Annotated in this window: 13 protein-coding genes; 10 read left to right on the plus strand and 3 right to left on the minus strand. The window is 68.8% G+C overall.

What is annotated here, in order from left to right:
- The 9 genes from coxB (at position 1) to BACI71_RS11675 (ending at position 8,957) form a co-directional block, all read left to right on the plus strand.
- Complete coding sequence (gene coxB / locus BACI71_RS11635; RefSeq protein WP_268894076.1) at positions 1-927, plus strand: cytochrome c oxidase subunit II; 927 nt, start codon at positions 1-3, stop codon at positions 925-927.
- The gene (gene ctaD / locus BACI71_RS11640) at positions 924-3,449 is read left to right on the plus strand and encodes a cytochrome c oxidase subunit I (protein WP_159758783.1); all 2,526 of its coding nucleotides are present in this window, start codon (positions 924-926) and stop codon (positions 3,447-3,449) included. Before coxB ends, ctaD begins: the two co-directional genes overlap by 4 nt.
- Complete coding sequence (locus tag BACI71_RS11645) at positions 3,446-3,853, plus strand: hypothetical protein (RefSeq protein ID WP_159758785.1); 408 nt, start codon at positions 3,446-3,448, stop codon at positions 3,851-3,853. Before ctaD ends, BACI71_RS11645 begins: the two co-directional genes overlap by 4 nt.
- Positions 3,853-4,509 (plus strand): cytochrome c oxidase assembly protein, encoded by a 657-nt coding sequence (locus BACI71_RS11650; RefSeq protein WP_236552964.1) that lies wholly within the window; start codon positions 3,853-3,855, stop codon positions 4,507-4,509. Before BACI71_RS11645 ends, BACI71_RS11650 begins: the two co-directional genes overlap by 1 nt.
- A complete protein-coding gene (locus tag BACI71_RS11655; protein WP_159758789.1) occupies positions 4,506-5,573 on the plus strand; it encodes a c-type cytochrome in 1,068 nt (355 codons plus the stop codon). The genes BACI71_RS11650 and BACI71_RS11655 overlap by 4 nt, the downstream gene beginning before the upstream one ends.
- 122 nt (positions 5,574-5,695) lie before the next feature.
- A complete protein-coding gene (locus tag BACI71_RS11660) occupies positions 5,696-7,252 on the plus strand; it encodes a sensor histidine kinase (RefSeq protein ID WP_159758791.1) in 1,557 nt (518 codons plus the stop codon).
- A gap of 35 nt (positions 7,253-7,287) precedes the next feature.
- Positions 7,288-7,632 (plus strand): response regulator, encoded by a 345-nt coding sequence (locus BACI71_RS11665; RefSeq protein WP_268894077.1) that lies wholly within the window; start codon positions 7,288-7,290, stop codon positions 7,630-7,632.
- The gene (locus BACI71_RS11670; protein ID WP_159758793.1) at positions 7,629-8,345 is read left to right on the plus strand and encodes a Crp/Fnr family transcriptional regulator; all 717 of its coding nucleotides are present in this window, start codon (positions 7,629-7,631) and stop codon (positions 8,343-8,345) included. The genes BACI71_RS11665 and BACI71_RS11670 overlap by 4 nt, the downstream gene beginning before the upstream one ends.
- 36 nt (positions 8,346-8,381) lie before the next feature.
- Positions 8,382-8,957 (plus strand): TetR/AcrR family transcriptional regulator, encoded by a 576-nt coding sequence (locus tag BACI71_RS11675; RefSeq protein WP_159758795.1) that lies wholly within the window; start codon positions 8,382-8,384, stop codon positions 8,955-8,957.
- Here the strand turns inward: BACI71_RS11675 and BACI71_RS11680 are convergent.
- From BACI71_RS11680 to BACI71_RS11690, 3 genes are read right to left on the minus strand one after another with little or no spacing between them, the layout of a single operon-like run.
- Positions 8,943-10,388: an efflux transporter outer membrane subunit gene (locus tag BACI71_RS11680; protein ID WP_159758797.1), complete on the minus strand. Its 1,446-nt coding sequence runs from the start codon at positions 10,386-10,388 to the stop codon at positions 8,943-8,945. The two genes, BACI71_RS11675 and BACI71_RS11680, sit on opposite strands and share 15 nt — an antisense overlap.
- Positions 10,388-11,971, minus strand: a complete 1,584-nt coding sequence (locus BACI71_RS11685) for an MDR family MFS transporter (protein ID WP_159758799.1) — start codon at positions 11,969-11,971, stop codon at positions 10,388-10,390. The genes BACI71_RS11680 and BACI71_RS11685 overlap by 1 nt, the downstream gene beginning before the upstream one ends.
- Before the next feature lie 2 nt (positions 11,972-11,973).
- Positions 11,974-13,146, minus strand: coding sequence for an HlyD family secretion protein (locus BACI71_RS11690; protein ID WP_159758801.1), 1,173 nt, complete (start codon positions 13,144-13,146; stop codon positions 11,974-11,976).
- A 117-nt stretch (positions 13,147-13,263) separates the two neighbouring features.
- Between BACI71_RS11690 and BACI71_RS11695 the strand changes: the two genes are divergently transcribed.
- Positions 13,264-14,058 (plus strand): FadR/GntR family transcriptional regulator, encoded by a 795-nt coding sequence (locus BACI71_RS11695; protein WP_236552965.1) that lies wholly within the window; start codon positions 13,264-13,266, stop codon positions 14,056-14,058.
- Positions 14,059-14,134: the final 76 nt, after the last annotated feature.

Here is a 14,134-nt window from a genome sequence, read left to right on the forward strand (position 1 = left end):
ATTTTCGGTTCGGGGCGGCAATCCGCATTCACGACTTTTGGTAGCGAAGCGGCGTGGCTGGCCGGGCTGACCGGCTGGATGGTGCTGGGCGCGGTGGTCATCGCCGGGGCGCTCGGTGCGCTGATGGTCGTTGCGCAGCGCAGCCGCGAAGGCGCGATCACGCATCGGCAGGGGATGCGGCTGGTGCTGTGGGCGGGCGGCGTGGTGCCGACCGTGGTGTTGCTGACGCTGCTGATCTCCACCTTGCCCGCGATGCGTCCGATCGCCGTCAAACCCGACGACCTGCGGATCACCGTTACCGGCGAGCAATTCTGGTGGCGGGTCCGCTACCAGCCGGCGGGGCAGCCAGCGGTCGGCGATGCGAACGAGCTGCGCGTGCCGGTCGGGCGCGACGTCGAGCTGCTGCTCGAGGCAGGTGACGTGCTGCACAGCTTCTGGGTGCCGGGGCTGGCGGGCAAGCTCGACATGGTTCCGGGGCGGACGAACAGGCTGGTCGTCCATGCCACGCGCGCCGGGCGGTTTCGCGGGCAATGCGCCGAATTCTGCGGGTTGAGTCACGCGCTGATGGCGTTCGACGTGGTGGCGATGGAGCCGGCCGCGTTCGACGCCTGGCTGGCGGCGCGCCGCACGCCCGCGCCGGTCGGCGGTGACGTCGGCGGTGAGGGGGCGAGGCTGTTCGCGGCGAATGGCTGCGGTGGCTGCCACAGGGTCGCAGGCCTGTCGGATGCGACGATCGGGCCGGACCTGACGCATCTTGGGAGCCGCCCGTCGCTGGGTGCGGGAATGCAGAAGCGGACGCACGCCAATCTGGTGCGTTTCATCCGCGAGGCACCGACGGCGAAGCCCGGTGCGCGGATGCCCGCCTATCCGCAGATGACGAACGAGGATGCGGCGACGATCGCGCGCTGGCTGGAGCAATCGAAATGAGCCTCCATGCGCAGGACGATCCTGCCCTTCGCGCCGCGCAGGAAGAACGGCTCCGCGCGGTGTGGAAGCCGCCGACCGGCTGGTTCTTCCGCTGGACCGATACCAACAACAACCAGGTCGGCGTCTGGTACACGCTGACCGCGTTCGGTTTCATGCTGTTCGCGGGCGTGCTGGCGATGATCATGCGCGCGCAGCTCGCCGTCCCCGAAAACGACCTCGTCAGCCCTGCGACCTTCAACCAGCTGTTCACGCTGCACGGGTCGATGATGATGTTCCTGTTCGCGGTGCCGATGTTCGAGGCGGTCTCGATCATCCTGCTGCCGCAATTGCTGGGCGCGCGCGACCTGCCGTTTCCGCGGCTGTCGGCGTTCGGATACTGGAGCTTCCTGATCGGCGGCGTGTTCGTCTCCGGATCGATCTTCTTCAACGTCGCGCCCGATGGCGGCTGGTTCATGTATCCGCCGTTCACGACCCGCACCGATCTGTCGGGGCTGGGCGCGGACATCTGGATGCTGGGGCTCAGCTTCATCGAGGTGTCGTCGGTGGCCGCCGCCGTCGAGCTGATCGTCGGCGTGCTGAAGTGCCGCCCGCCCGGCATGCGGCTGAACCTGATGCCGCTCTACGCCTGGTACATCCTGGTCGTGGCGGTGATGATCCTCTTCGCCTTCCCGCCGCTGATCGCGGGCGACGTGCTGTTCGAGATGGAGCGGCTGCTCGGCTGGCCGTTCTTCGATCAGGCCAAGGGTGGCGATCCGATCCTGTGGCAGCACCTGTTCTGGATCTTCGGCCACCCCGAGGTCTATATCGTCTTCCTGCCGTCGATCGCGCTGTTCGCGATGATCGTGCCGACCTTCGCGCGGCGGCATCTGCTCGGCTATCCGTGGATCGTGCTCGCGGCGGTCGGGACGGCGTTCCTGTCGTTCGGGCTGTGGGTCCACCATATGTTCACGACCGGGCTGCCCAAGATCAGCCTCGCGTTCTTCTCGGCGGCGTCCGAGGCGGTGGCGATCCCGACCGGTATCCAGATCTTCGCGTTCATCGCCACGCTTTGGGCGGGGCGCGTCGTGTGGTCGACGCCGTTGTTGTACGTCACGGGCTCGCTCGCGATCTTTGTGATCGGCGGGCTGACCGGCGTGATGGTGGCGATCGCGCCGTTCGACTGGCAGGCGCACGACACCTATTTCATCGTCGCGCATCTGCACTACGTGTTGATCGGCGGGACGCTGATCCCGTTGTTCGGCGGGCTTTACTATTACTGGCCGCTGATCACCGGCAAGAAGCTGTCCGACCGGATGGGGCGCACCGCCTTCTGGTTCCTGTTCGCGGGCGCGAACCTCACCTTCTTCCCGATGCATTTCTCCGGCTTGCTCGGGATGCCGCGGCGCGTGTTCACCTATCCCGCCGAACTGGGGATCGGCGGGCTGAACCTCGCATCGACGATCGGGTCGTGGGTGTTCGCGGCGGGCGTGGCGATCGTGTGCGTCGATCTGGCGCTGAGCCCGCGGCGGAGCAAGAGCCGGCGCAATCCGTGGGACGCCGGGACGCTCGAATGGCTCGCGCATCCCGATGACGAGGATTGGGGCATCCGCTCTGTGCCGCTGATCGAGAGCCGCTATCCGATCTGGGACCAGCCGGACTTCGTGAAGAAGGTCGACGAGGGTCGCTTCTTCCTGCCCGATGCCGAGGAGGGCCGCCGCGAGACGATCATCACCAGCGTGCTCGACGCGCGGCCGGTGCAGGTGGTGCGGCTGGGCGGGCCGAGCATCAAGCCGATGCTGACCGCGATCGCGCTGGGCAGCGTGTTCATCCTGACCACCTATCACCTCTATTGGGCAGCGCTGGTCGGCGCGGTGGCGACGTTGTGGATGGTGCTGTGGTGGCTGTGGACCGGCACCGCGGAGATCCCGGAGAAGGACTGCAAGCCGATCGGGCATGGCATCGAGCTGCCGCTCTACATCTCGGGCGCATCGGCGAGCGGGTGGTGGGCGATGTTCATCACGATGATGGCGGATGCGACCGCGTTCTCGGGGCTGGTGTTCGGTTACTTCTTCTTCTGGACGCGGCATGAGGATTTTCCACCGGGCGGCGCGGGGCTCGACGGACCGGGGGCGTTCTGGCCGATGGTCGCGCTGGCGGTGTCGCTGGCGGGCTGGCTGATGACGATCGCGGCGCGCGAGACGAACCGTCGCGGGCTGGTCGGGGCGGCGCGGGCGTTGCTGGCGCTGGGGGCGGTCGCGTCGCTGGCGGCGATCGGCGCGGGGCTGGCGGGGCCGTGGCTGTCGGGGCTGGCACCGAAGCTGCACGTCTATCCCGCGATCGTCTGGACATTGGTGATCTGGACCACCGCGCACGCCGGCGTGGGGGCGATCATGCAGCTCTATACGCTGGCGCGCAGTTGCGCGGGGAAGATGACGCCGAAATACGATGCCGACGTCCGTAACATCACCGTCTACCAGCATTTCATGGCGCTGACCGCGGTGGTGACCTACGCCACGATCGGCCTGTTCCCGGGGGCGGCATGAAGAACGAGGCGCCGCATGGCCCCGAGCGGCGCGGGCTGCGGCACCGGCTGCGCGAGGTGCGCGTCACCTTGTGGACGCTGATCGTCCCGCCGAGCGTGTGGGCGGTGCATTTCCTGTTCTGCTATCTATGGGCGGCGGTGAGTTGCGCCAGGCTGGGCGAGCTGCCGCGCTTCACGGTGGCGTTCGTGATCGGGACGGTGGTGGCGGAGGCGATCATCCTGGCCTCGGGCTGGATCGCCTGGGTGCAGACGCACACGCCCGGCGACCCCGCACCGCACGATCAGGGGACCGACATCGACCGGTTGCGCTTCCTGGCGGTGTCGACGTTGTTGCTGGCGGGGCTCAGCTTCGTGGCGGTGATCTTCACCGCGGTGCCGGCGCTGATGCTGACGGATTGCCGATGATGCTGGCGGGGGTCTTGCTGGCGCTGGCGGCGACGGTGCTGGGGTTCGCCGGGCTCGGGATGACCGGGCATATGGCCGCGCATATGGTGGCGGTGGCGGTGGCCGCGCCGGTGCTGGCGTGGGGCATGACCAATCGTCAGCCACATCCGTCATTCCCGCGTAGCCGGGAAACCAGACGCGCAGGTTTTTCGATCGAGCCGCGGAGGTCCGGGGTTCTGGATTCCCGCCTGCGCGGGAATGACGGTGGGGCGGGTGGGCCGCTGGCGTGGGCGACGGTGGAGTTCGTCGTCGTCTGGGCATGGCATGCACCGGGGCTGCGCGGGCTGGCAGACATGCATCCGGCAGTCGCGCTCATCGAGCAGGCGATGTTCCTCGGTGTCGGCATCGGATTGTGGCGCGCGGCGGTCGCGCATCCGGCGGGCGGGGTCGCGGCGCTGTTGCTGACGTCAATGCACATGACGTTGCTCGGCGCGCTGATCGGGCTCGCGCCACGGCCGCTCTACGCGATGATGGCGATGCATCCTGCGCCGGGGCTGGACGCCCTCGCCGACCAGCAACTGGGCGGAGTGGTGATGCTGGTGGTCGGCGGGGTGGCTTATTGTCTGGGCGGGCTGGCGCTGCTCGGCCCGATGTTGAGGGAGCGCGCGGCGGCATGACGATCCGGCTGACATGGAAGCGCGCGGTCGCCGGGTTGCTCGGGATCGTGCTGGCGGGGCTGCTGTTCGCCTGGTCGGGGGTGTTCAACATCGCCGCCTCGTCGGGGCATTGGGCGGTGACCGAGTGGTTCCTGCACTGGACGATGCGCAACTCGGTCAGGACGCACAGTTTCTTCGACTCGCCGAAGGATCCGATCGCGACCGATGGCGGGCTGGTCAGCGCCGCGGGGCATTTCGCCGCCGCCTGCGCGAGCTGTCACGGCGCGCCCGGGCAGCGTCCCTCGCCGGTGATGCAGAAGGCGATGCCGCCCGCCCCTGATCTGGCGATCAATGCGCGGCAATGGACCGACGGGCAGCTGTTCTACATCCTGCGCCACGGCGTGAAATATTCGGGGATGCCGGCCTGGGCCGGGGCGAAGCGCGACGGCGAGATCCGGCGGATGGTGGCGTTCGTCCGCCGCCTGCCCGACATGACCCCGGCGCAATATCGCGCGCTGAGCGGGCAGGCGCAGGGTGCGGGGACCGCCGACGTCCGCGCGCTGGGCAGCAACGTGCTGGCCGGGTGCGTCGCCTGTCACGGGACGGACGGGCGCGGGCGCGGGCAGCCGGATATTCCGATCCTCGGCGGGCAGCACCCGCGCTATCTGGAAGCGGCGCTGGCTGCCTATGCCGACGGGCGACGGGCGAGTGCGGTGATGGCGAATGCCGCCGCGATCCTTACCGCCGACGAGCGGCGGGAACTGGCAGCGCATTTCGCCGCGCTGCCGGGCTTGCGCGCCGACGCCGTACCGCGCGGCGACCCGCGCGCGCGGGTGATCGTCGAGCGCGGGCTGCCCGAACGCCAGCTTCCCGCCTGTGCGAGCTGCCACGGCGCCGGCAAGCCGCAGCCGCTGCTGGTCGGGCAACGCGCGACCTATATCGCCACACGGCTGCGCTACTGGAAGGGCGACGGCAAGGAGATCGACGCGCGCCTCCCACAGAACGTAATGCCGGTGATCGCGCGGCGCATTCCCGAGGAGTTGATCGACCCGCTGGCGCGCTACCTGGCCGGCGAGGCACGTTAGACGTTAGGATCGTTTCGGAGGAAAGCGTCATTCCGGGTCGCTAACGGCAGCGGATTGGTCCACAACCATCACTGTCCACGGCCGCGCCCGCGCTGCGACCGGCAACCGGCTAGGAGGCGGTGGTGAAGGCCGAGACACATGACGAAACCGACCTTCTGGAAACGCTGGCGCGCAAGAACGCCGTGCTGCAGGCGATCAACCGCATCTTCCACGAGGCGCTGGGTGCCACGACCGACGAGGCGCTGGGCCGGCTGTGTCTCGCCGTCGCGGAGGATCTGACCGGCGCGTCGTTCAGCTTCATGGCGGAACTGACCCCGGCGCGCGACCGGCTGCACGATCTGGCGATCAGCGACCGTGCATGGACGGTGTTTCGTCAGGCGTGGCCGGACGGCGCCGAGCAGCACGTCCCGACGCATCTCGATCTGCACGGGCTATATGGTCGCGTCATTCACGACGATGCCTGCCTGATCGCCAACGACGCTGGGGCGCACCCCGATGCGATCGGCACGCCGCATGGCCATCCGCCGCTGACGTCGTTTCTCGGCGTTCCCTTGCGTCGGCAGGGGCGGGTGATCGGCGTGATGGGGCTCGGCAATCGTCCCGGCGGGTTCCGCGACATTGATCGCGAGGCGGCGGAGGAGCTGGCACCGGCGGTCGTTCAGGCGCTGGGCGGCAAGCGCGCCGAAGTGGCGCTGCGCGACAGCGAGGACATGCGGCGGGTGAGCATGGAACTCGTCCCAGCGATGCTGTGGCGCACCGACCAAAGCGGCAACAACAAGATGAGCGAAAGCCAATGGGCCGATCTGACCGGACAGGATGAGCGCGAGGCCGCCGACTGGGGATGGCTTGATGCGGTTCACCCCGAGGATCGCGCGAGCACCGAGGCGGCGTTCCGGCGCTCCTATACGGACGGCGAATCGCTGGAACTGCAATTGCGGCTGCGCGACCGCTATGGCGAGTATCGCTGGTTCCTGATGCGGCAGGTGCCGCGCCGCGCCGAAAGCGCCTCGGTGACACACTGGTTCGGCGCGGCGACCGACGTGCATGAAATGCATCTGCTTGAACAGCGCCAGCGGCGACTGGTCGCTGAACTGCAGCACCGCGTCCGTAACATCCTGACCGTGGTGCGCTCGGTTTTCTCGCGCACCGTCGAGGCGGGCGGTACGCTGGACGATGTCGCGGACCATTTCCGGGGGCGGCTCGACGCGTTGGCGCGGACGCAGACGATCGTGACGCAGACGGCGAGCGGCGACGTCGACCTGCAGAACCTGATCCGCGACGAATTGCTGAGCGTCGGCGTCGCCGATGGCGAGGCCGTGACGATCGCAGGCCCCGATGTGCCGCTGCCGCCACGCGCTGCCGAGGCGATCGGCCTGGCCGTCCACGAGCTCGCGATCAATTCGGTCAAATATGGCGCGCTCAAACGCCCCGGCGCGGTGCTGCACGTCGCGTGGTCGACCTATGACGACAAGGATGGTAAACCGGGCGTTCGGCTGAGCTGGACGGAGAAAGGCGTGCCTGCACTGCCGATTTCCCCTTGCCGTCAAGGCTTTGGGACGGAATTGATCTGCGAGGCGTTGCCATATCAATATGGTGCGGAAACGCAGTTGACGTTCGTGGGCGGCGGGGTGCGGTGTGAAATCGCCCTGCCGCTGCAAGAGGAAGGACGACCATTCTGAGCAACGCGACCACTCTGGACGGCCAACGGCTGCTGATCGTCGAGGACGAATATTTCATCGCCTCGGATCTGAAGCGCGCGCTCGAGGCGCACGGCATGGTGGTCGTCGGGCCGGTCGGGCGCGTGGCCGACGCGCTGGCGTTGATCGAGCGCGAGCAGATCGACGTGGCGACGCTCGACGTCAATCTGGGGACCGCGATGTGCTATCCGATCGCCGAGCAATTGCGCGCGCGCGGCGTGCCCTTTCTGTTCCTCACCGGCTATGACGGCTGGACGCTTCCCGAATGGCTGCGCGACGTGCCATTGCTTATCAAACCCTTCGACAGCGCAGCGGTGGTTGCCGCGGTACGCGCCTTGTGTGGACTGGAGAAAGTATCATGATCCGAGCACAGCCGCGCAGCGACTCGCCCGGTATGGCGATCACGCGCCTGATGGCGCTGGCGCCGCTTGACGCGGAGGCCATCGCCGCGCTGGAACAGGCGATGGAGGATACGCGCGCGGTGCGCGTCCGCCGCGACATCATCACCGAAGGGCGCGAGATCGTACAGGCGCAGCTGCTGCTGTCTGGCTGGGCCGCGCGGGTCCGGCTGCTGCCCGACGGGCGCCGGCAGTTCCTGAGCTTCCTGTTGCCGGGTGACCTGATCGGTGCGTGCGACCATCCCCATGCGCTGGCGGTGTCGACCGTCGTGGCAATGTCCGACGTGCTGGTCTGCCCGTTGCCGCCAGCGTCGGCGGGCTCGCCGCTACATGTCGCCTATGCGATCAGCCGCGCGATGGATGAGGGCCATCTGCTCGCACAGATTACCCGGCTCGGGCGGTTGAACGCGCAGGAGCGGATCAGCGACCTGTTGCTGGAGCTGCACGAGCGCCTGACGCTCAACGGCAGCGCGAGCGGCACCGGCTTCGACCTGCCGCTAACGCAGGAGACGCTGGCGGACGCGCTGGGGCTCACCTCGGTCCACGTCAATCGCATGTTGCAGCAGGCGCGACGCGAGGGCGACCTGCAATGGCGGGTCGGGCACGTGAAGCTGACCGATCCCGCCGGGCTGGCGCGCAAGATCGGGCATGTGCCGGTGCGTGTCGCGGCCAAGTGATCGGGCCAGCGCGGCGCTGACCGGTTCATAGGGCTGATGACCGATGACACAATGGCCGGCGCTCGCGCGATGCGGCGCGACGCGATGGCGCGGCGTGGGGCATTGATCGAGGCGGCGCGCGCCTGTTTCGCGCGGTCGGGCTATTTCGTCCCCCTGGAGGAAGTGGCCGATGCCGCCGGGGTGGGGCGCGGCACCTTCTACCGCAACTTCAAGGACCGCATGGCGCTGGCGCTGGCGGTGTTCGAGCGTGAGATCGACCGGATGGCGCCGCTGATCGACGCGACGTTGCCGCTCGACCGCGCGGTCGCCAAGCTGGTCGTGGAAGGGCGGGAGGCGACGGCATTGTTCGCGCGGCTGGCGATCGACATGCCGCTCGACGGCGAAAATCGCACCGCGTTCGACGATCTGCGCGCCCGGCTCGAACGGCTGCTGGTGCCGCTCGCCGAGCGGGCGCATCGCGACGGCACGCTGGCGCCGACGATGGGCGCGCACGAACTGGCGATCGCGATGCGGATGCTGGGGGCGTTGATCAATCCCGCGCCGGTCTGCCGCCGCCAGACGATGCTGGAGGAGGCGCTGGCGCTGGTGATGGCGGGATTACGGCCGCGTTGACCCCGCCGGGTCGGTCCATCCGAGCCCAAGGCTTTTCTGCACCGCGATGTAATTGTTGGTGAGCTGCGCGCGCCCTTGTTCGGCGCCGATCGCGGCGGACAGGCGCTGGCGCTCGATATCGAGCTGATCGACCAGCGTGCTGGTGCCGGCGTCGACGCGCTGCGCGTTGAGCGTGGCGGCGCGGGTCGCGGATTGTTCGGCGAGCAGCAATTGCGCGAGTTGCTGGCGCGCATTGCCGAACCGCGACAGGCTGGTCTCGGCATCCTGCAACGCCTCCAGCACGGTCTGGCGATATTGTGCGTCGGCGGCGTCGCGCTGCGCCTCGGCCTGACGGACGGCGGCGCGGTTGCGGCCGAAATCGAGGAACGACCAGTTGAGCATCGGCGCGGCGACCGTCGCCAGCTTCGACGGATCGAGCACGTCGCCGATGCCGGTGCCGCCGAGCCCGAGGATGCCGAGCAGGTTGAGCGACGGGAACTTGCGCGCGGTGGCGACGCCGATCTGCGCATTGCCCGCCGCCAGCGCGCGCTCGGCGGCGCGGATGTCGGGGCGATGCTGGATCAGCGCGGCGGGGTCGCCGATCGGGACCTGTGCGGGCGGGAGCGGCACCGCGACGACGGTGGCGAGCGTCGCATCGAGCGCGCCGGGGGCGCGGCCGGTGAGCACCGCGAGCTGGCCCTTGTATTCGTCGATCTGCGCGGCGAGCGGGATGGTCTGCGCATCGGTGCTGTTGAGCTGGTTGCGCAGCCGCTCGACCTGAAGCTGCGAGGCGGTGCCGGCGGCGTAGCGCTGCTCGAGCAGCGTCAACTGGCGGCGTTGCAGCGCGCTCGACTGCGCGTTCAGGCGCGCGCGGGCCTGCGCGTCGCGGAGCGCGACATAGGCCTGTGCGACCTGCGCCGACAGCGTGACCTGCGCGTCGGCGAGCTGTGCGAAGCGTTGCCCTTCGGTGGCGCGCTGCTGTTCGAGCGTGCGGCGGGCACCGCCGAACAGATCGGGCTCCCACGATGCCATCGCGCCGAGATTGTAGAAGTCGAGCGTGGTGTCGCTGTCGCCGCCGCCCTGCTGCGCGCCGCCGAGATTGGTGCCGGGCAGCCGCGCGTTCAGGTAGACCGCGCTGGCGCTGACCGAGGGCAGGCGGGCGGCGCGTTGCTGGCGATATTGCTCCTGCGCGATGCGGAGGTTCGCCTGCGCCGCGTCGATCGTCGGGCTGTGCGCCAGCGCATCGTCGACAAGGGCGTTCAGCGTCGGATCGGCGAGCGTCTCCCACCAGCGCGCGAGCCCCGGTGCGGAGGTCAGCGCCGGATCGGCGGCGCGGACGAACGTGCCGCGCGTCACCGCGTCGGAGGCGACGGCGGGCGGTCCCTTGTAATCGGGGCCGACCGTGCACGCGCCGAGCAGCGCAAGAGCGAGGAGTGGAAGAGCGTGGCGCATCAGTGCATCGCCGCCGGCGCGGCGCCTCTGGGAAGCGGACGAAGGAAGAAGACGAGCGGGAGGACGACCAGCGTGCCCATGCCCATGATCCAGAAGATGTCGTTGTAGGTCATGACCAGCGCCTGCCCCTGGATCTGCTGCCCCAGTGCGCGGACCGCGGTCTGCGGTCCGCCGAGCGACCCGGCGGTCGCGGCCATATAATCCTGCACGCGCACCGAATTGGCGTTGAGCGATTCCTCGATCCGCCGCGAGTGGAACCACGACCGCTGGTCCTGAAGGATCGCGATCCCGGCGAGCGCGAAGCTGCCGCCGAGGTTGCGCATCGCGCTGAACAACCCGGAGGCGTCGCCGGCCTCGGCAGGCGGGACCGAGCGGATCGCGGCTTGGCTGAGGAACAGCATCGCGAGGATCTGCCCGACGCCGCGCAGCAATTGCGATTCGGTGAAATCGCTGCCGACCGAATCGATGGTCAGACGGGCGTCGAGCAGCGCCGACGCGCCCATGATGAGCAACCCCGCGCCGACCGCCAGCCGGATGTCGACGCGCACCAGCAGGATGGGGACGATCGCCATCATGAACAGGCTGGGGATGCCGGCGAGCAGCACGACCTTGCCCGATTGCAGCGCGTTGTAATTGGCGATCGCGGCAAGGAATTGCGGGATCGCATAGGAGGTGCCGTAGAGCACGACGCCGAGCACCAGCCCCATGACCGCCACCGAGCCGAACTGCCGGTCGAGCAGCAGCCGCAGCTTGATGACCGGCCGGCGCGCGACGAACTGCCCCGCGAGCAGCAGCCCGAACCCCAGCACCGTCACCGCGAACATCCAGCGGATCAGCTCGGACGAGAACCATTGCTCGCGTTGCCCTTCCTCAAGGAAGACGGTCAGCCCGCCGAGGCCGAGCGCCAGCCCGGCGATCCCCAGCCAGTCGGCCTCGCGGAACAGGTGCAGCCGCGACGGTTCGTGGCGCAGCCCGATCAGCAGCAGCAGCACGAGGATGCCGCAGATCGGCACGTTGAGGAAGAAGGCGTAATGCCAGCTGATGTTCTCGGTCAGCCAGCCGCCGATCAGCGGGCCGAGCACCGGCCCCATGATCGCGGTCATGCCGAACGCGGCGATGCCGATCGGCTGTTGCGAACGCGGCAGGCGCTGCGCGATGATGGTCTGCGCGGTCGGGATCATCGCGCCGCCGGTGAAGCCCTGGCCGATCCGGCCGACGATCATCAGCGTCAGCGTGTCGGCCGAACCGCAGATGACCGAGAAGATCGTGAACAGGATCGCGGCGATCAGGAGGAAGGTGCGCAGCCCCAGCAACCGCTCCAGCCACGCCGCCATCGGGATGATGACGATCTCGGCGACCAGATAGGCGGTGGCGATCCACGTGCCTTCGGTGCCGCTCGCGCCGATCTCGCCCTGGATCGTGGGAAGCGCGGAATTGACGATCGAGATGTCGAGCGTCGCCATGAACGCGCCGAGCGTCCCGGCCGCGACCGCGAGCCATGCGCCGAGGTCGGCGCGCTCCGCCCCGCCCGCGGGCAGGTCGCTGCGCTTCGCGGCCGAAGCGCCGGGGGCCGCGCTGGCCATCGTCAGCGCTCCTGCCGGTTGGCCCTGCGTTGTTCGTCGCGCAGCCGCTCGATCTCGTCCTTGGCCGAGCGGGTGTCGACCGTCACCTCGACCGACAGGCCGGGGACGAGCAGGCGGCGGGTCTGCGGCGTCGCCTCCAGCGCGATCCGCACCGGCACGCGCTGCGTGATCTTGGTGAAATTGCCGGTCGCGTTCTGCGGCGGCAGCAGCGAGAATTGCGCGCCGGTGCCGGGCGAGAAGCTGGCGACGCGGCCCTTCAGCTTGATCCCGTCGAGCGCATCGACCTTGATCTCGGCCGGTTGCCCGGGACGCATCAGCGCGAGCTGCGTCTCCTTGAAATTGGCGGTGATGTAGAGCTTGTCGAGCGGGACCAGCGACATCAGCCGCGTGCCGGTGCCGGCATATTGGCCGACGTTGACGGTCTTGTCGCCGACACGCCCGTCGATCGCGGCGCGGATCAGCGTGGCGTTGAGGTCGACGCTGGCGGCGCTTTGCTGCGCGCGCGCGGCCTGTGCCTGCGCGAGCCCCTGTTTGATCTGCGTCTCGAAGGTGGCGACGCGGCGCTGCTGCATCGCGACCGCCGCTTCCTGTGCGCGCACCGCCTGCGCGGATTGCTGCGCGGCGAGCTGCAGTTGCGCGAGTTGCTGGCGCGTTTCCGCGCCCGAGGCGGCGAGCGGGCGATAGCGCGCGACCTCGGCGGCGTCGTGCGCGGCCTTGTCGCGTGCCGAGGCGAGCTGCGCACGGGCCTGATCGATCGCGGCATATTGTTCGCGGACCTGCGCGCGCGCGCTGTCGGCCTGCGCGTCGGCGACCGCGATCTGTGCCTCGGCCTGCGCGGCCTGCGCCTGCGAGTTGCGCGGATCGATCCGCACCAGCGGCTGGCCGGCGCGGACGTCCTGATTGTCGGTGACGAACACCTCCGCGACATAGCCGGCGACGCGCGGTGCGACGACGACCATGTCGGCGCGCACCTGCGCGTCGTTGGTGTCCTGCATATATTGCCCGGTCGCCTGATAGCGCAGGTACCAGATCGTCCCGAGCCCGGCGACGGCCAGCGCCACGACGATCAGGATCACCTTGGCGCGCCCGCTCAGCTTGCGCTTCTTCTGCTGATCGTCAGGCGCCGCCGCGGCGTCGACCGAAGGTTCGTTCGAGGGGCCGGCCGCTTCTGCCATTGGTTCAATTCCGCTCAATGCCGACGCGCGCCGATCCGCGGTCGACTGTTCTTAACCGGACAATATGTCCGCTTAAGGGTTTGCTGCAAGTGACAATGCTGCAATGCACACACATTGATGAGATTATTGCCGATTATGCTGGTTGAGGTCGATGCGGCGGGTTACGTTGCGTTCACGCGGCGCGATGATGCCGAACAGGGGAGAGTGTCGTCGGTGCAGCATGCTTTCGGTCGGAACCTGACCTACGGCCTTCACGAGACGCTTGGCCGCGCGATCGTCGTCGGCGATTATGCCCAGAGGCCGTTTCCCAACGAGGCCGACATCGTCCGTGAGCATGGCGTCAGCCGCTCGGTCACGCGCGAGGCGGTGAAGATGCTGGCCGCAAAGGGTTTGCTCGGCGCGCGGCCTAAGCAGGGCACGTTTGTGCTGCCGCAGGAATCGTGGAACCTGCTCGACCCCGATGTGCTGCGCTGGTTGCTGGAGCGCGAGGCGTCGATCGATCTGCTCCGCCACTTCAACGAATTGCGCGTCGGCGTCGAGCCGGAGGCGGCGGCGCTGGCGGCGCGCGGGGCGAGCGCGGAGCAGCAGGCGGGGATTTCGGCGGGGCTGGCGCGGATGGTCGCCGCAGAGCGCGGCGAGGACGACCCGCTCGATTCCGACATCGCCTTCCACGTCGCGGTCCTCCGCGCGTCGAACAACCCGTTCTTCCTTCAGTTCCGCGAGATGGTGAGCACTGCGCTGCGCACCTCGATCCGCTTCACCAACCAGATCGCGGGGCGGACGGCCAATATCGCCGAACATACCGCCGTTCGCGACGCGATCCTTGCGGGGGACCCGGACGGTGCGCACGCCGCGATGCGCGGGTTGATCGTCAACGTGCTGACGCTGATCGATCCGCCGGCGGGCGGGTAGGCGCCTGATGTGTCATTGCGAGCTTAGCGAAGCAATCCAGCGCCGGACCCGGACGCCCTGGATTGCTTCGCTACGC

Source organism: Sphingomonas sp. 8AM, assembly GCF_902506455.1.
GTDB lineage: Bacteria > Pseudomonadota > Alphaproteobacteria > Sphingomonadales > Sphingomonadaceae > Sphingomonas.